This is a genomic window from Dellaglioa sp. CoH-57-MRSF-16 (assembly GCF_056782055.1).
In genome coordinates this window covers 301069-318050 of the sequence record NZ_JBXAXZ010000002.1, presented here as the reverse complement: position 1 = coordinate 318050, position 16982 = coordinate 301069, and the positions used below count along the sequence as shown (strand labels likewise).

At 34.1% G+C, this 16982-nt stretch carries 15 protein-coding genes and 1 other annotated feature (1 of these 16 running past the window's edge); of the genes, 9 read left to right on the top strand and 6 right to left on the bottom strand.

Annotation, left to right across the window (positions count from 1 at the left end):
• Positions 1 to 61: 61 nt before the first annotated feature.
• Together dnaJ and lepA are read left to right on the top strand one after the other, a co-directional pair.
• Positions 62 to 1201 carry a molecular chaperone DnaJ gene (gene dnaJ, locus AC1RPH_RS03475; RefSeq protein ID WP_481761375.1) on the top strand — a complete coding sequence of 380 codons (1140 nt, stop codon included), beginning with the start codon at positions 62 to 64 and terminating at the stop codon, positions 1199 to 1201.
• Positions 1202 to 1323: 122 nt separating this feature from the next.
• Entirely contained in the window at positions 1324 to 3165 is a 1842-nt protein-coding gene (gene lepA, locus AC1RPH_RS03470) for a translation elongation factor 4 (RefSeq protein ID WP_481761374.1), read from the top strand.
• A gap of 39 nt (positions 3166 to 3204) precedes the next feature.
• Here the strand turns inward: lepA and AC1RPH_RS03465 are convergent, their stop codons facing one another.
• The 5 genes from AC1RPH_RS03465 to AC1RPH_RS03445 all read right to left on the bottom strand — a co-directional run bounded on the left by AC1RPH_RS03465 (position 3205) and on the right by AC1RPH_RS03445 (position 9665).
• A complete protein-coding gene (locus tag AC1RPH_RS03465) occupies positions 3205 to 5187 on the bottom strand; it encodes a cation:proton antiporter (protein WP_481761373.1) in 1983 nt (660 codons plus the stop codon).
• 112 nt (positions 5188 to 5299) lie between these two features.
• Positions 5300 to 6652: a gluconate:H+ symporter gene (locus AC1RPH_RS03460; RefSeq protein ID WP_481761372.1), complete on the bottom strand. Its 1353-nt coding sequence runs from the start codon at positions 6650 to 6652 to the stop codon at positions 5300 to 5302.
• A gap of 21 nt (positions 6653 to 6673) precedes the next feature.
• A complete protein-coding gene (gene gntK, locus AC1RPH_RS03455) occupies positions 6674 to 8215 on the bottom strand; it encodes a gluconokinase (RefSeq protein WP_481761371.1) in 1542 nt (513 codons plus the stop codon).
• Between the two features lie 106 nt (positions 8216 to 8321).
• Positions 8322 to 8645, bottom strand: a complete 324-nt coding sequence (locus AC1RPH_RS03450) for a hypothetical protein (RefSeq protein WP_481761370.1) — start codon at positions 8643 to 8645, stop codon at positions 8322 to 8324.
• Between the two features lie 60 nt (positions 8646 to 8705).
• Positions 8706 to 9665 carry a nucleoside hydrolase gene (locus tag AC1RPH_RS03445; protein ID WP_481761369.1) on the bottom strand — a complete coding sequence of 320 codons (960 nt, stop codon included), beginning with the start codon at positions 9663 to 9665 and terminating at the stop codon, positions 8706 to 8708.
• A 172-nt stretch (positions 9666 to 9837) separates the two neighbouring features.
• On the opposite strand from AC1RPH_RS03445, the gene AC1RPH_RS03440 reads away from it, so the two are divergent.
• The 7 genes from AC1RPH_RS03440 to AC1RPH_RS03410 all read left to right on the top strand — a co-directional run bounded on the left by AC1RPH_RS03440 (position 9838) and on the right by AC1RPH_RS03410 (position 15854).
• Positions 9838 to 10326, top strand: a complete 489-nt coding sequence (locus AC1RPH_RS03440; protein WP_481761368.1) for a DUF3013 family protein — start codon at positions 9838 to 9840, stop codon at positions 10324 to 10326.
• Positions 10327 to 10338: 12 nt separating this feature from the next.
• Entirely contained in the window at positions 10339 to 11286 is a 948-nt protein-coding gene (prmA, locus tag AC1RPH_RS03435; RefSeq protein WP_481761367.1) for a 50S ribosomal protein L11 methyltransferase, read from the top strand.
• Positions 11287 to 11295: 9 nt separating this feature from the next.
• Positions 11296 to 12024, top strand: a complete 729-nt coding sequence (locus AC1RPH_RS03430) for a 16S rRNA (uracil(1498)-N(3))-methyltransferase (protein WP_481761366.1) — start codon at positions 11296 to 11298, stop codon at positions 12022 to 12024.
• Between the two features lie 7 nt (positions 12025 to 12031).
• Positions 12032 to 12382 (top strand): hypothetical protein, encoded by a 351-nt coding sequence (locus AC1RPH_RS03425; RefSeq protein ID WP_481761365.1) that lies wholly within the window; start codon positions 12032 to 12034, stop codon positions 12380 to 12382.
• 85 nt (positions 12383 to 12467) lie between these two features.
• The gene (locus AC1RPH_RS03420) at positions 12468 to 14696 is read left to right on the top strand and encodes a RelA/SpoT family protein (RefSeq protein ID WP_409022473.1); all 2229 of its coding nucleotides are present in this window, start codon (positions 12468 to 12470) and stop codon (positions 14694 to 14696) included.
• A gap of 24 nt (positions 14697 to 14720) precedes the next feature.
• Positions 14721 to 15167: a D-aminoacyl-tRNA deacylase gene (gene dtd / locus AC1RPH_RS03415; protein WP_481761364.1), complete on the top strand. Its 447-nt coding sequence runs from the start codon at positions 14721 to 14723 to the stop codon at positions 15165 to 15167.
• A gap of 63 nt (positions 15168 to 15230) precedes the next feature.
• On the top strand, positions 15231 to 15854 hold the full coding sequence (locus tag AC1RPH_RS03410; protein ID WP_481761363.1) for an HAD-IA family hydrolase: 624 nt from the start codon (positions 15231 to 15233) through the stop codon (positions 15852 to 15854).
• A gap of 23 nt (positions 15855 to 15877) precedes the next feature.
• On the opposite strand, the gene AC1RPH_RS03405 is transcribed toward AC1RPH_RS03410, so the two are convergent.
• Positions 15878 to 16735, bottom strand: coding sequence for an N-acetylmuramoyl-L-alanine amidase family protein (locus AC1RPH_RS03405; protein WP_481761362.1), 858 nt, complete (start codon positions 16733 to 16735; stop codon positions 15878 to 15880).
• 149 nt (positions 16736 to 16884) lie between these two features.
• Positions 16885 to 16982, top strand: a binding site (T-box leader); it runs 90 nt beyond the window's last position.

The following is a 16982-nucleotide window of genomic DNA, read 5'->3' as shown; positions in this document are numbered from 1 at the left end:
TGTTAGACATGTTATCCTATTTAGAGCAATAAAAACCAAAAAGGTTATTCGGAGGTACGGAATGGCAGAGAACAAAGATCCATATAATGTACTTGGTGTGACTAAAGATTCGTCACCTGAAGAAATAAAAAAAGCGTATCGTAAGTTATCTAAACAATATCATCCGGATATTAATAAGGATGCTGGTGCCGAAGATAAATTTAAAGAAATCACTGAAGCATATGAAACAGTTGGTGATCCACAAAAGAAAGCTGAATACGATCAATATGGTTCAGCTGGGTCTCAAGGTGGTGCTTACCGAGGATTTGGTGGTCAAGGACAACAAGGTGGATTTGGCGGCGGTGGATTTGAAGATATTTTCAGTTCATTTTTCGGCGGTGGTGGTGCTTCCCAAGATCCAACCGCTCCACGAGCAGGTCGTGATTTGCAATACGAGATGACATTGACATTTAATGAAGGTGTTTTTGGTAAAGAATCAACAATTAAATACAATCGTAAAAGTCTATGTGCTACTTGTTCTGGTTCTGGAGCAAAACCTGGAACTTCTCCAATTACATGTCATAAATGTGGTGGTCGAGGTACTATCCAAGTTGAGCGTCGTACGCCACTTGGAAACATGATGACTGAACAAGAATGTGATATTTGTCATGGTACAGGTAAAGAGATTAAAGAAAAATGTGATACATGTCATGGATCAGGCCATATTGATGAAAGACATGAAGTTAAAGTAACTGTTCCTGCTGGTGTTGAAGATGGTCAACAGATGCGTCTTCAAGGACAAGGTGAATCTGGTGAAAATAGTGGACCTTATGGAGATTTATACATTATCTTTAGAGTTCAGGCTAGTGGCACATTTGACCGTGAAGGTCCTGATATTTACATTGATGTTCCAATTAGCTTTGTCCAAGCTGCATTGGGCGACGAAGTAACGGTTCCAACCGTTCATGGAGATGTAAAAATGAAGATTCCCGCTGGAACACAGACTGGAACGACTTTCAGATTACGTGATAAGGGTGCGCCTAAATTACATGGTAAGGGTAATGGTGATCAAGAAGTGACGGTTAATATTGAAACACCTCGTAATCTTAAAAAAGAACAAAAAGATGCTTTGAAAGAATTTGCTACAGCTAGCGGTAAAAACGTTGTTGGCGAAGGTAATTTATTTGATAAGTTAAAAGATCAATTTAAAAATAAGAAATAAAGTTAAAAATAGAATCGTCTTCTAAGATGATTCTATTTTTTTGTATGCGAACTGTAATTGTGTTTAGTAGCGTTGATTGTTATAATCAGAAGAGATAGAAACAAGAAAGTAGGACGCTATTAATGGATTTTGAAGAAATGCAAGATAGACAAAAACATATTCGAAACTTTTCGATTGTAGCACATATTGATCATGGAAAATCCACACTTGCGGATCGTATCCTCGAGATGACTGATACAGTTACTAAACGTGAGATGCAAAATCAATTACTCGATTCGATGGATCTTGAACGAGAACGTGGAATTACAATTAAATTAAATGCGGTTGAATTACATTATCTTGCTAAAGATGGTGAAACATATATCTTTCATTTAATTGATACACCAGGACATGTTGATTTCACTTATGAAGTTTCAAGGAGTTTGGCGGCTTGTGAAGGTGCTGTACTTGTTGTAGACGCTGCTCAAGGTGTTGAGGCACAGACACTCGCAAACGTTTATTTAGCGATTGATGATGATTTGGAGATTTTACCAGTTATTAATAAAATTGACTTACCATCTGCTAATGTTGAAATGGTAAAAAAAGAAATTGAAGATGTTATCGGATTAGATGCCTCTGATGCCGTTCTGGCAAGTGCTAAAAATGGTATTGGTATTGAAGAGATGCTGGAACAGATTGTAACGAAAATTCCTGCACCAAATGGTGATTTAAAAAAACCATTGAAAGCTTTAATTTTTGATTCAATCTATGATAGTTACCGTGGCGTTGTTTTGAGTATTCGGGTGGTTGACGGTGTTGTAAAACCTGGCGACACAATTGAATTAATGAATAGTAAGAAAAAATATGAAGTGACTGAAGTTGGGGTTATGTCACCCAAAGCAGTTAATCGTGATTTTTTAATGGCCGGAGATGTTGGGTATGTTACAGCGGCAATTAAAGATATTCGAGATACACGAGTTGGTGATACAGTAACTTCAGCTGACAATCCAGCAACTGAAGCACTAGATGGTTACCGTGCAATTAATCCTATGGTTTATTGTGGGTTATATCCCGTAGATAATTCAAAATATAATGAATTACGTGAGGCACTTGAAAGATTACAATTAAATGATGCTGCTTTACAATTTGAACCAGAAACGTCACAAGCACTAGGATTTGGGTTCCGTTGTGGATTTTTAGGGTTATTACACATGGATGTTGTCCAAGAGCGGTTAGAACGTGAATCTGGGTTAGATTTGATTACAACGGCACCATCTGTAATTTATCATGTTGATTTAACTGATGGTGAGAAAATAATTGTTTCTAACCCTTCTGAAATGCCAGAACCATCATCAATTAAGCAAATTAACGAACCTTATGTGAAAGCAAGTATTATGGTACCTAATGAATATGTTGGAGCAGTCATGGAACTTTGTCAAAAAAAACGTGGTGTTTTTGAGACGATGGATTACTTAGATGAATTCCGTGTAAATATTATTTATCATATGCCTTTATCAGAAATTATCTTTGATTTCTTTGATAAATTAAAATCTAATACACGTGGATATGCATCCCTGGATTATGAAGAAGAGGGTTACCGTCCAAGTGATTTAATTAAAGTTGATATCTTGTTGAATGGTGAAGCAGTTGATGCATTGAGTTTTATTGTTCATCGTGATTTTTCTTTTGAACGTGGAAAAGGTATCGTCAATAAATTAAGATCATTAATTCCGCGCCAAATGTTTGAAATTCCAGTTCAAGCTGCTGCTGGACAAAAAATTATTGCAAGAACAAATATTAAAGCATACCGTAAGGATGTTACAGCTAAATTGTATGGTGGAGATCGAACACGCCGTATGAAACTTTTGGAAAAACAAAAAGCTGGTAAGAAACGAATGAAACAAGTTGGTAATGTTGAGATTCCACAAGAAGCATTTATGGCAGTCTTGAAAATTGATGAAGATGAAGAATCTAAGAAAAAATAAGTAAAAACGACAACCGGAAAAGTCTGGTTGTCGTTTTTTTTATGATAAGTATGCTTCATTATTTTGCATGTAAACCATCTCATCGTATGAAATTTGTTCTCTTAACAGATTTGCCGTTGCAGGGGTGATTAATTTTTGTTCTAATTGAAGTTGAACAAAATTATATTCTAATTGAAAGGCATTTATAAAAATATTATTTTGTAAGATAAGTTCAGTCTCATTTGAAAACATTCTTCTGTGTCTAACTGATAAAAATTGTCTAACCAGAGTAACGGCCATTGAATTGTCAACAGTGGTAATAGAGGTTAAATAAGTAATTGCTGCCTGATAACTAGATTCCTCCATTAAAATAAAGTCATCTTTTGTATTATTATAATATTTTTTGAAAGTATTTTTTTGATTTTCAGTAACCTGAGATAGCGCTTTTTCGCCTTTCTTAATAGCAAAATGTTTAAATAAATGAAGTGAATAGAATTTCAAGTGTATTATGAGATGTTTAAGTGAAAATCCACGGGTTGATTGATAAGTTGTAGCAAGATACTTTTCGTACCAAGAACCAGTTTTTTCAGAAACCTGACCACTCGATAATAATTCATGCAAAATATTTTCTTCAATTTCTTGTGTTTTTTCTAATAGGTCATAAAAATCACTCTTTTTAGGCCGTTTTAAAAAATTTTGTTGGTTATATAGCGTTTCAATTACTGTTTGTCTTTCTGGACTAGGAATATTTGTGACATTAAGTTGTTCAACAGTGTAAATAACCATCTTAGAACGAATTTCACCAATATTTTCTAAAATAGTAATCTCATTCTTTTTGGTAATTAAGTGCGGTAGTAGGAAAGTAGGAACTAACATGCTAATTAATATAACTAATGCAGCTATAAAAATGATTTCATTTCTCATAGGGAATTCAATTCCTGAAACAGTTACTAATGGTAATGAGTATGCCATGGATAGTGTAATTGTTCCGTGAATTCCACTTAGGGCAAATGTAAAATCGTCTTTTGTTGATAAATTTTTTAATAGGAAGTGGGACCATAGAAAACGCATTAGTGTCATAATAAAGTAAATACCAATACTAATAACAAGTAAAATTAGTGAATTAAATCCTGAGCTTTTTAATAAATCCGAGGTAACAGTAGGCAATGTTAAACCTAGAACTACAAAAACAAACCCATTTAAAGCATCTGTAAGTACTTTCCAAATACTACTTGATATAAATTGTAATTTAGTTGAAGATAACCGTAAACGATCTTTTTGAACACCATGAATTAAACCGGCAGCAACGACTGCTAAAATACCTGAACAACCTAATTCTTCAGATATAAAATAAATTAAAAAAGGAGTTATTATTTCAATTGGAATCATAATTGCTGTATCTTCGATGTGCCAATTTAGTAACGTTAACCTTATTTTAACGAATACTAATCCTAAAAATGCACCAATTAAGAGTCCACCAAAAAATGATGTGCTAAAAGCACTTAGACCTTCGTTCATAGAAAAAGTACCTGAAGAGAAAGCAGTTAATGCTAAACTAAGACCAACAATACCAGATGCATCATTAAACAAGGATTCATTTTCCAATATATTCATCATTGACTCAGGAATCGGTAAATTTTTTGTCACTGAAGATACTGCTACTGTATCTGTGGGTGTGACAATCGCTGCTAACGCAAATGCTAAGGCAAGTGATAAATCAGGTAAGACTGAGTGAACTAAAAACCCAGTGACAATTATTGTTGCACCAACTAAAATGATGGCTAATGAAAGCGTCGTTAAAATATTTCTAGCTAATGCTCTTCTAGATGTATTTTGGGCTTCATTGAAAATAATAGGTGCAACGATTATCATAAAAAATAATTCTGGGTTAAGTTCGAAATGTTGGAAATTTGGTAATAAAGAAAGCGCTAATCCTATACCAATTTGATAAAAAGCTTGTGGAACTTTTGGAAACTTAACAGCAATCACATTTGCGATAACCACGCCACCAAGTAATAATAAGATAGCAGATAGTGAATCCATAATATTGCCTCCAATAATTTCAATTTAGAATGGTGTCTATTTTAACACATGTCTAAATTTAACAACATAATAAAAGGCTAAGTTATCTAAAATAACTTAGCCTTTTATTAATTTATACGAATAAGTTAATAAGCATAACACCACCGAGCCCTGAAACAGAGACGACTGTTTCAAGAACGGTCCACGTTGCGAGTGTTTCTTTAACGGTTAGATCAAAATATTCTTTAATCATCCAGAAACCAGCATCGTTTACGTGAGATGCAATTAAACTACCTGAACCAATGGCGATAACCATTAATGCAGGATCAACGCCTGACCCAGCTATTAAACCACTGACTAGACCGGCAGCTGTTAATGCAGCAACTGTTGCAGAACCAAGAGAAATTCTAAGAAGTGCAGCAATTAACCAGCCTAACAATAATGGTGATAACGATGAGGATTCAAACATTCTTGAGATAACATCTGCGACACCACCATCAACAAGAACTTGCTTAAATGCACCTCCACCACCAATGATTAAGAGTAGCATTGCAATTTGTTTAATGGCAACTTCAAGAGAAGCCATAATATCTTTGACTGGGATCTTTCGGGCAATACCCATTGAATAGATAGCGAACAGAAGGGAGAGCAGCATGGCAACGCCAGGAGACCCAACGAACATGAAAAAGGAATCTATAGAGTTAGGGTTCTTTGGTGTTATCCCTTTATTAATAATCATGTCGTAAACTGTTGAAATAGCCATAATTACAACGGGAAATAAAGATGTCAAAGTACTCATTGCAAAACTAGGTGTATCTTCAAGTTTAAATTCTTTTTGTGTTCCTAATGCGCTTAAATTTCCTTTTTGCTTAAATGCCGAAGGAATATATTTTTTTGCAATCATAGCGAAAAGTGGACCGGCAATCAATGTTACCGGAATAGCTAATAGTAATCCGTAAATAAGAACCATCCCTACATTAGCATTTAGTGCTGATGCAATTGCAGTTGGGGCGGGGTGAGGTGGTAAAAAGCCATGAGTAACTGAAAGTGCAGCTGCCATGGGAATCCCAAGATATAAAACTGAAATTCCTAATTCCGTAGCAATCGCAAAAACGATTGGGATCAATAAAACAATACCAACTTCGAAAAATAATGCAATACCAATAATGAATGATGCAAGTACGACTGCTAATTGAATCCATTTTCGACCAAATCGGTTAATTAAAGTAGTCGCAATCCGATAAGCACCACCTGAATCAGCAACCAGTTTACCTAGCATAGCACCAAAACCGAAGACTAAGGATAAATGACCTAATTGACTACCAATACCATTTTCGATAGAAGTCGTGATTTTATCTAAAGGCATCCCTAATCCAATGGCAACAACAAATGATGTGATAATTAATGAAACAAATGTATTTAATTTAAATTTAATGATTAATAAAAGTAAAAAGAGAATCCCAATAAAAACAATTAAAAGTGGCATAGTAACTTTCCCCCAATGAAACTAGATTTGATGATAATGTTTCCGCTGGAAATCAGCAATATTTTTATATTCAGCGCTTAATGACCTACTTACTCGAACAAATATAGGTAATAGCTCACGATATACTTCAAAGTTTTCTTTTTGTGGTTGGTGGACATGCATGGAACCAATCATATTTTCAACAGCAGATAGATCAGCAATTAAATGTAAACTTTGCATTCCTAAGACAGCTGCGCCAAGACAAGAACTTTCAAAACTTTCAGGAATTGTAACTTCTTGTTCAAAAATATCGGCTAATAATTGTCGCCATAAAGATGATTGGGCAAAACCACCTGTTGCTTGGATTCTAGTGGGTTTCCCAGCAATTTCAGTTAGTGCTAACATGACCATGTCTAAATTGAAAACGATCCCTTCAAGTACAGCTCGAGCCATATGCGCACGTGTATGTTGACGTGTTAAACCAAAGAATGAACCTCTAGCATTAGCATCCCAGAGTGGTGCCCGTTCGCCACCAAGATAGGGGTGGAAGAGGAGTCCATCGGAACCGGCAGGAACCTTTTCTGCAATTTGAGTGATGACTTCATAGGGATCAATTTTCATTTGTTCAGCAGTAATTTTTTCGGGTGTAAATATCTCATCGCGCAACCAGCGGAAGACGATACCGCCATTGTTAACTGGCCCACCAATGACCCATTTATTTTTGGCGAGCGCATAACAGAATAGTCTACCTTTAGGATCTGTAACAGGGTGATCGATAACCATTCTAACGGCACCACTCGTACCAATTGTGACAGCCGCAACACCCGGTTCGATAGCATTAACACCAAGGTTTGATAGAACACCATCACTTGCACCAACAATAAAAGGAACATCACGTTGGATACCAGTTATTTTAGAAAATTCAGTATTTAGTCCGGATAGTTGGTACGTTGTTTCAACTAGTTCTGGTAACTGTTCAGGTGTGACACCAGTTACAGATAATGCTTGCTTATCCCAATCTAAATTAAAAATATTGAATAAGCCTGTAGCTGACGCTAAAGAATGATCAATAACAAGTCGATCAAATAATTGATATAAAATATAATCTTTAATACCAACAAAATAGGCTGCCTGATTAAATAAATCTGGTTTATCATTCTTTAACCAAATTAGTTTTGATAATGGTGACATAGGATGAATAGGTGTTCCAGTTTTGAGATAAATTTCATGACCAACACCTGATTCATTTAAATCATCACTCCACTTGCTAGCTCTGTTATCAGCCCAAGTAATCGATCTAGTTAACGGTTTATGATTTTTATCAAGTAGAATTAAACTGTGCATGGCAGCTGAAAATGAAACGCCTTTTAAATCAGTGGGGCGTAAGTTCGCTTTTTTATTGACCTCAGTGATTGCTTTTGTTACAGCAGCATAAATTTCATCAGGATCTTGTTCAGCCATCCCATTTTCTTCTTGATAAAGTGAGTAACCAATATTAGCGTATTCAATTACGGTACCTTTAAGATCGTATAAAACTGCTTTCGTGCTTGTTGTTCCAATATCAACACCGATTATATGTGGCATAGTGATCTCCCTTGAATAAATAGTAGTATGAATAATAAAGTTTATTAAAATTACAGTTAACGCTTACATTATCGTCTTTGAGTTAATTTAAAGCAACTATCTTTACTTATTTAAAATTTGATAATAAAGGATAGAATGCTGCTAAAATTAAAAAGAAGGAAAGAATAATGATTAGAATAGTTTGACGGCGATTACCATGATGTAAGAATAAGTTTAAACATGAGGTAACAGCAATGTAACCACCAAGTATCATCAAAAAGATAAATGTATCTGTAATAGGATTTAAACTAATAAGCGAAAAAAGTCCCAGTATCAATAGCCAGTTACGACTATTTTTTTCCCAGGCTAACGAGCCAAAAAAAAGTGACTTATATGAAAATTTTCGACGTTTTTTTTTCGTAAATGTAGAAATATAAATAATAGTGGTCATAATAAACCAAATGGAAAGAATGAATGGACCGAGATATTGCATAAGTAAACTCCGTTAAATTTAATTTTTTGAAAATAAAGTTGATAAACGTGTCATAAAAGTCGATAAGAATCTTTCGGTTTCAACGGCAACAGCGACAACCGTTGTTGCTTGATTTGAATTTAGGCGTGTCTCGTCACCGATTGTACGTCCAGAAAAAGGCGCTTCTGTGTCAACTTTCATATTGATAGGTAAAGTAGTGACTAAAGATGCATCTATAGCAACGGCAACAGCTAAGGGGTCATGCAAAGCACAGCCGTCTAAATTTGTTTTTAGGTTTGCATAGGCGTTAATATAGTAATCAACAATATCGGCGAAAGCTCGACTTGATGGACTGTCAATTTCACGCCATAGCTCTGTTTCTTTTTTTGTTAAAAGTGTTTTAAGTGTTACGTCTAGACCTACCATTGTAATAGGCAATTTACTTTGGAATACTTCATTTGCGGCTTCTGGATCTTGATTAATATTTGCTTCAGCAACGGCAGTTACATTTCCAGGGATTGTTAAAGCACCACCCATTAAAACGACTTTACCAATTAATGTTTCAATTTTAGGATCTTTTTTTATGGCTAATGATAAGTTCGTTAATGGACCAGTAGGCACAATAATTAAATCTGATTGAAATTCATGTGCAGAATCGATAATAAAATCGATTCCAGATTCTGAGGCGTATGGTTGGCTTGATTTAGGGATTTTTATGTCACCTAAACCGTTCATACCATGTATTTCTTGGCTTATTTCTAAAGTATCAAAAGATTGAGTCGTGATTGAATGTTTCTCACCGAGATAAACTGGAATATTTGATTCACCTAATAAATTAAGTAAGTTCAAACTGTTTTGAACACCAGCTAGCATTTGCAGGTTACCGTAAGAACCTACAATACCAATTAAATCAATTTCGGTACTAGCGAGAGCATAGGCAATAGCCAATGCATCGTCAATACCAGTGTCTAAATCCAAAATCATTTTCTTTCTTCCCATAAATAAAACCTCCCCAATATTTTAATAACCTTAGTTTACCAAAAAAAGCGATAAATTGTTATCGTTTTCCTCTTTAATTAATGCATGAATGAATGCAATGCTTTATAATAAACTTTGAGAACTAAACAAAATTTGATGTAATTTAAATTTATTTAAAATATGAGGTGATAGTATGGCACAAGAAACATTGTTTGATTATTTAAAGAAGGAATTACCAAAAATTGATTTTGATGGTGATATTGTATTAGATTGGCAGAAAAAGGATCATACATTTACAGTAGATCTCACATTTTATGCTGAGAATAAGTCACAACAAGCAATTCTTGATATTGAAGGTGTTAACTCAGAATTACCCATTATTTCATTTGGGGATGCTATATTACTCTATGATGAAGAACGTTTTGACTCAAAGGAAGTTGAAAAAGAGTATTTAACAACATTACCCTTTCAAGGGAAATCGGGTTGGGAACGCTCAGAGGCAGCAGCATTTATTAACTATTTACAAATTGTACTAGACAATGGTCAAAGTGATTTGTTAGATTTTTTGAATGATGATGATGCTGAATTCTTTGAACTAAGTTGGTCAGCTAGCGATTTTGAAAAAATTCAAAAAGCACAAAGTACAGAAAAAAGTATGCGATTAATTTATCCAAAATTTTAGGAGGATTTCAATTTGAAATGGACAGAAGTAAGTATCTCAACAAGTAGTGAAGCTGTAGAAGCGGTTTCTAATATTTTAATTGAAAGTGGTGCTGAAGGTGTCCAAATTGATGATTCAAAAGATTTTGAAAAATTAATGCAGGATAATTTAGACGGGAACGATTTTACATCAGTTGAGCACCAAAATGATGGAGCAAAGATTTCTGCCTTTTTCCCTGAAACTATTTTTATTCCTGAAATATTGCCAACTATACAGAGTAGGGTTAATCAATTAGCTGATTTTGGACTTAATCCGGGACGTGGTCTGATTGAATTGAATGAAGTGGATGACCAAGGTTGGGGATTGGAATGGCAACAATACTACCATCCGGTTAGAGTTACCCGATTCCTAACAATAGTACCAAGTTGGGAGAAATATCAGGTGGTCCAACCTGATGAAAAAGTGATACGTTTAGACCCTGGTAAAGCATTCGGTACAGGAACACATCCCACAACCCGGCTAGCTTTGGTAGCACTAGAGCAAGTAATACGTGGAAATGAATCTATGATTGATGTTGGAACAGGTTCAGGTGTTTTAAGTATTGCTGCAAAACATCTTGGTGTTGGTCATATTGATGCGTATGATTTGGACGATATTGCAGTAGATGCTGCCGTATTAAATTTCAACTTAAATCCAATTGCAAATCAGATACATGTAGCAGCTAATGATTTACTAAATGGTATTGATAATAAGGTTGATTTAATTGTGGCTAATATTTTGTCCGAAATTATTGTACCGTTAATTCCGCAAGCTAGAAGAAATTTAAATCCAGGTGGCCATTTTGTGACATCTGGGATTATTGCAGATAAAGTCGATTTAATCAAGGAGTCACTGGTAACTGGTGGATTTGAAATACAACAGATTTTAAATATGGGTGACTGGTTCTCAATTATTGCAGTTAAAATGGATTTGGAAGGTTAGGTAGTAAAGATGCAGAGATATTTTTTGAAATCTGATGAGTTAATTTTAACAGATGAGGATTTTCATCATGCAATTAAAGTTATGCGTTTGGCTGTTGGTGATCAAGTTGAACTCGTTAAGCAATCAACAGAGGTTGTTGTTGCAAAGATGAAACAGGTTACTGAAAGTTCAGCTACTTTTGATTATCAAAAGACAGTAGAAACATTAGTTGAGTTGCCAGTAGAAGTAACAATTGCGTCGGCTCTTTCAAAAAAAGATAAGGCAGACTGGATTGTACAAAAAGGTACAGAAATGGGGGCTGCCCATTTTATATTTTTTAATAGTGATTTTTCTATTGCAAAATGGGATCAAAAAAAGCAGGCTAAAAAAATTGAACGTTTAAAAAAAATTGCTAAGGGTGCTGCAGAACAAGCACATCGAACTAAAATTCCAACGATTTCATACGCTAAAAAAATTGATGAGATATTTCAACAATCTTATGATATTCAGATTGTTGCATATGAAGAATCTGCTAAACAAGGTGAGGTTAGCCAACTAAAAAAATCATTTGATTTGATTGAACCTAATCAAAATATGATTGCGGTATTTGGTTCAGAGGGTGGTATTTCAAAATCAGAAATTGATAAGTTAGCTACAGCTGGTTATCAAAAGGTAGGCTTAGGACCTAGAATTTTACGTGCAGAGACTGCTCCGTTATACTTATTAGCGAGCCTTTCATTTGTTAGTGAATTAAGTTAAGTAAGGCATGAGAAAACGAAATGAGGAAATATTTTTGAAAAATTTTCTAAGCATAACAGCTGCATGGTACTTAACGGTAAGTATTGCCATCGGAATTGTGGTCCCGATGGTACTGACCTTAGTTAATGCAAACGATGTTATAAAAATTGGTGTTTCTTTATTTATAGTAAATGTCATTTTTTCTATCATTATTGGTGTTATTATTGGTAGAAATGATCATAGTTTGATTTTTAACTTTTTCTTTCCAGTTATTTTTGCAATAGGTGTGTTGTGCCATTTATTTCAAAGTATCACTATCTTTTTTGCAATTATTTATCTTTGTTTATCATTATTAACATGGGGAATTTCAAAAAAATAATACAAATACTTTATGAATACATGAGTACGCGGACTGCATTATGGAATCGCGTATTTTTATTTTATATAAAAAGAGGTGTGTAGATATGACAAAAGAAGAAATGTGGAGTGCTAGAGACGTTTTGGAAATCGTTGAAAGCTATATGAATGAAGAACATGTTGCATTTGTACAAAAAGCATGTGATTTTGCTACCTATGTTCATAAGAATCAATATCGTAAGTCTGGCGAACCATATATAATGCACCCAATACAAGTTGCTGGTATTCTTGCAGAATTAAAAATGGATCCGGAGACTGTTAGTGCAGGATTTTTACATGATGTTGTTGAAGACACACCAGTTACTTTAGGTGATGTAGGCGAACTTTTTGGTAAAGATGTGCAAGTAATTGTCGATGGTGTAACAAAATTAGGTCAAATTCAATATAAATCTCATCAAGAGCAATTAGCTGAAAATCATCGTAAATTATTGTTAGCGATGTCTAAAGATTTACGTGTTATTATTGTGAAATTAGCAGATAGGTTACATAATATGCGGACGTTAAAACACTTACGTCCAGATAAGCAACGACGAATTGCAAATGAAACGTTAGAAATATATGCACCATTGGCAGACCGTTTAGGTATTAGTACGATTAAGTGGGAATTAGAAGATAGTTCATTACGTTATCTGAACCCCCAACAATACTATCGAATTGTTCATTTGATGAATTCTAAACGTGAAGAACGTGAGGCTTATATTTCTGGAGCTATTGAAGAAATAAAAGTTTCCATTAGTGATTTAAAAGTTTCAAGCGAAATTTATGGGCGACCAAAGCATTTGTATTCTGTCTATAAAAAGATGAAAGACCAACATAAACAATTCTCTCAAATTTATGACCTCCTAGCTGTTAGAGTAATTGTTGGATCAATTAAAGATTGTTATGCGGTACTTGGGGCAATACATTCTAGATGGAAACCAATGCCTGGAAGATTTAAAGACTATATTGCGATTCCAAAGGCTAACTTGTACCAGTCTCTGCATACGACTGTTGTCGGACCAGAGGGACGTCCTTTTGAAGTTCAAATTAGAACAAAAGAGATGCATGAAATAGCTGAATTTGGTGTAGCAGCACATTGGGCTTACAAAGAAGGTGTGAAAGAGAAAGTTCAGCAAGATGACGCGGGTACAAAATTAAATTGGTTTAAAGAAATTATTGAATTACAAGATGAGACTGATGATGCTTCTGCTTTTATGGAAAGTGTTAAAGGCGATATCTTTGGTGACCGCGTTTATGTATTCACACCTAAAGGTGATGTTTTTGAATTACCCAAAGGTGCAGGACCACTTGATATGGCCTACAGTATTCATACTGAAATTGGACATCATACAACGGGTGCAAAAGTTAACGGAAAGATTGTGCCATTAGATTATCAAGTCAAAAATGGAGACATTGTTGATATCTTAACTAGTAAAAGTTCAATAGGACCAAGCCGTGATTGGGTTAATTTGGTGCATACAAATAAAGCTAGAAATAAAATTAAACACTTCTTCAAACTACAAGATCGTGTTGCTAATGCAGCTAAAGGTGAAGATTTATTGACGATGCAATTAATTGATTTAGGATTTGATCCTAAAAAAGTCATTACAAAAGAAAATATGAAACAGCTTTTGGATAAAAGACAATTGTCTGAATCAGATGACTTGTATGCTGCAATTGGATTTGGAGAGGTAGCAACGTTAGGTGTCGCCAATGCTTTAACGGAAGATATTCGCTCTAAAGAAGAAGAAGTTCGACAAGTTAATGAGCAGAAGGCAATCCTTGAAGAACATAAAGAAATGAAAAAACCAGACGTATCTGAAAAAAATCGTAAAAGTAGCCATGATGGTGGTGTTGTAATTGATGGCGTCGATAACTTACTTGTTCGATTAAGTCATTGCTGTAATCCTATTCCAGGAGATGACATTATTGGTTATATTACAAAGGGGCGTGGTGTTTCAGTTCATAGAACTGAATGTCCTAATGTTATTAAAGCTGAAGAGTCCGGGGAAAGAATTATTAGTGTTAAATGGGATAAAACCATGGATGATAAATCTAATTATCAATCTGATTTGGAAATCCAAGGGTACAATCGTTCTGGACTTTTGAATGATATTTTACAATCATTGAATAATACAACTAAGCAATTAAGCTCAGTTAATGGCCGTGTTGATAATAATAAAATTGCGACAATGGATGTTTCAGTTGGCGTAAAAGATATTGTTCAATTAGAAAGAATTATGGAAACTTTGAAAAGTGTTGAAGACGTTTATGCTGTTAAAAGGAAAATTCATTAATTTTCTAATGGAGGTACTAAAGAAGTGAAAATTGTTGTTCAACGTGTTAAAAAGGCTAGTGTTTCGGTAAATGGTCAGGTATTAAATCAGATTAATGTAGGATATCTTTTATTGGTGGGATTTAAGACGGGTGATACATCTACTGAGATAGATTATATGGTAAAAAAAATCTCTAATTCCAGATTATTTGAAGATGATATGGGAAAAATGAATTTAAGTATTCAAGAAATAAATGGAGAAATTCTATCTGTTTCACAATTTACTTTGTACGCGTCAACAAAAAAAGGGAATAGACCAAGCTTTACAGATTCTGAAGAACCTAATTTAGCTGAGGAACATTATGATGAATTTAATCAAAAATTGGCTGAAATAGTAACTATTGTTAAACCAGGTCAATTTGGAGCAGATATGGATGTTGAACTTATAAATGATGGACCAGTAACAATTATTTTTGATACAGAGAAAAAATAAAGGATGTATTAGAATCAACTCTAATACATCTTTTTGGTGTAAAGAATATTTGGAGGGTATAAAATGATAAATAATTATTTTTGGGACTTTGATGGGACGCTTTTTGATACTTATCCTGAGATGGTTAAGGCATTTCAAGAAGCGTTACGTTTACAAAATGTAATTGCGACTAGAACAGAAATTTATAAAATTATGCGAGAAAAATCTGTTAGACAAGCAATTCAAATTTATCAAGAAACAAATTTGAATTTAGATGTTGAACAATTGAGGGTAAGCTATGATGATTTAGAAAGACAGAGTCAAAAAAATGCAAAATTATTTCCTGGTGCAAAAGAAGTTTGTAAATGGGTGGTTGATAATGGTGGACAAAACTTTTTATTAACCCATAGGGATCAAAGCGCAATTGATATGCTTAGGGAAACAAATATTATTCATTTGTTTTCAGATTTTGTTACTTCAGATCAAAAATTTCCAAGGAAACCTAATCCAGCGTCACTTAATTATCTTGCAGAAAAAAATGCAGTTGATTACCAGAAAGCAGCAATGATTGGTGATCGGGAGTTGGATATTGCTGCAGGGCATAATGCAGGTATGAAGGGATATTTATTTGATTTTGATCAAATGATTTCAACAGTTGAAAAACCAGATAAGCGTGTATTGAAATTAATTGATTTAATACAAAAATAAGACAATGATAGTTAAGCATTGTCTTATTTATTTTGGATATAATTTGTTAAACCTTCAACGACTGATTTTGCTGTTTTTTCTTGAAAGCTGCTACTTTGGATTAACTTAAAGTCATATTTTGTATTAATGTACCCTAATTCTAGTAAGACGGATGGTTGTGTATTATCTCTTAGAACAAGAAAATCGCCAAATTCCGTTCCACGATTATCAAGACCGGTATCGTTTAATTCGGCATTTATTGAATTTGCAAGTGCTAAATCAGCTGTCTTATTATAGTAGTAACTTGTTAAACCAGTTGCTTCATCATCATTAGGCGATGAATCAAAATGGAAACTAATAAATGCATCTGCATTATTTGATTCTGCAAGTTTAGCGCGTGGGGCTAAATCTACATACGAATCAGAGTCTCGTGTTAAAATCACATTGGCGCCACGTTTCTTAAGAAGATAAGCTACTTTTTTTACAATTTGAAGCGTGTAGATTTTTTCTTGTTTATCTTTGATTGAAAGTGCACCTGAATCGTTACCGCCATGTCCGGGATCTAAAACAATCGTTGCTTCAGATAATTTAGTCACTTTGGCATTTTTTTTAGAAAGAATCCAGTTTGCTACCCAACCTTTTTTAGTATTTGGCAAACTTACGTATGACCAATTATTTTTTTCTCGAATAATTGTAATACGCTCACCTTTCTTAAGAGTGTCTAACACTTTATTTGACGTACTTGGTCCGGTACGTACATTAATATTGTCAGATGTAACAACGGTTTCTTTTAAATAAGTTGTCGTTTTTACAATACCTAAACATAGGGTACAAAAAATGATGATTAATAAAATGACTCTTGGCCAGTTTATGCTGAATCCATGTTTTCTATTTGTTGACATTTATGTACTCCTTTAACTATAGATATTGAATCTAAATATTAGTATACCAAATATTTGTTCAATAGTAAGAATCAAATTTAATAATATTGTAAGTTAAGCTGTACTTGACTTTAGAGAGTTACTCGAGTAACTTTATAATTAATAAAATATTAAAACCGATGAAAAAGAAATTAGGTTAGTTAAATTGTATAGAGAGTGAATAATTTGCTGAAATATTCACCATTTTTGCTAACCGAAAGACACTTTT

Bases quoted from the DNA above. Each gene is read 5' to 3' on its own strand.
- dnaJ (WP_481761375.1), top strand. From the start codon at position 62: ATGGCAGAGAACAAAGATCCATATAATGTACTTGGTGTGACTAAAGAT.
- lepA (WP_481761374.1), top strand. From the start codon at position 1,324: ATGGATTTTGAAGAAATGCAAGATAGACAAAAACATATTCGAAACTTT.
- AC1RPH_RS03465 (WP_481761373.1), bottom strand. From the start codon at position 5,187: ATGGATTCACTATCTGCTATCTTATTATTACTTGGTGGCGTGGTTATC.
- AC1RPH_RS03460 (WP_481761372.1), bottom strand. From the start codon at position 6,652: ATGCCACTTTTAATTGTTTTTATTGGGATTCTCTTTTTACTTTTATTA.
- gntK (WP_481761371.1), bottom strand. From the start codon at position 8,215: ATGCCACATATAATCGGTGTTGATATTGGAACAACAAGCACGAAAGCA.
- AC1RPH_RS03450 (WP_481761370.1), bottom strand. From the start codon at position 8,645: ATGACCACTATTATTTATATTTCTACATTTACGAAAAAAAAACGTCGA.
- AC1RPH_RS03445 (WP_481761369.1), bottom strand. From the start codon at position 9,665: ATGGGAAGAAAGAAAATGATTTTGGATTTAGACACTGGTATTGACGAT.
- AC1RPH_RS03440 (WP_481761368.1), top strand. From the start codon at position 9,838: ATGGCACAAGAAACATTGTTTGATTATTTAAAGAAGGAATTACCAAAA.
- AC1RPH_RS03430 (WP_481761366.1), top strand. From the start codon at position 11,296: ATGCAGAGATATTTTTTGAAATCTGATGAGTTAATTTTAACAGATGAG.
- AC1RPH_RS03425 (WP_481761365.1), top strand. From the start codon at position 12,032: ATGAGAAAACGAAATGAGGAAATATTTTTGAAAAATTTTCTAAGCATA.
- AC1RPH_RS03420 (WP_409022473.1), top strand. From the start codon at position 12,468: ATGACAAAAGAAGAAATGTGGAGTGCTAGAGACGTTTTGGAAATCGTT.
- AC1RPH_RS03410 (WP_481761363.1), top strand. From the start codon at position 15,231: ATGATAAATAATTATTTTTGGGACTTTGATGGGACGCTTTTTGATACT.
- AC1RPH_RS03405 (WP_481761362.1), bottom strand. From the start codon at position 16,735: ATGTCAACAAATAGAAAACATGGATTCAGCATAAACTGGCCAAGAGTC.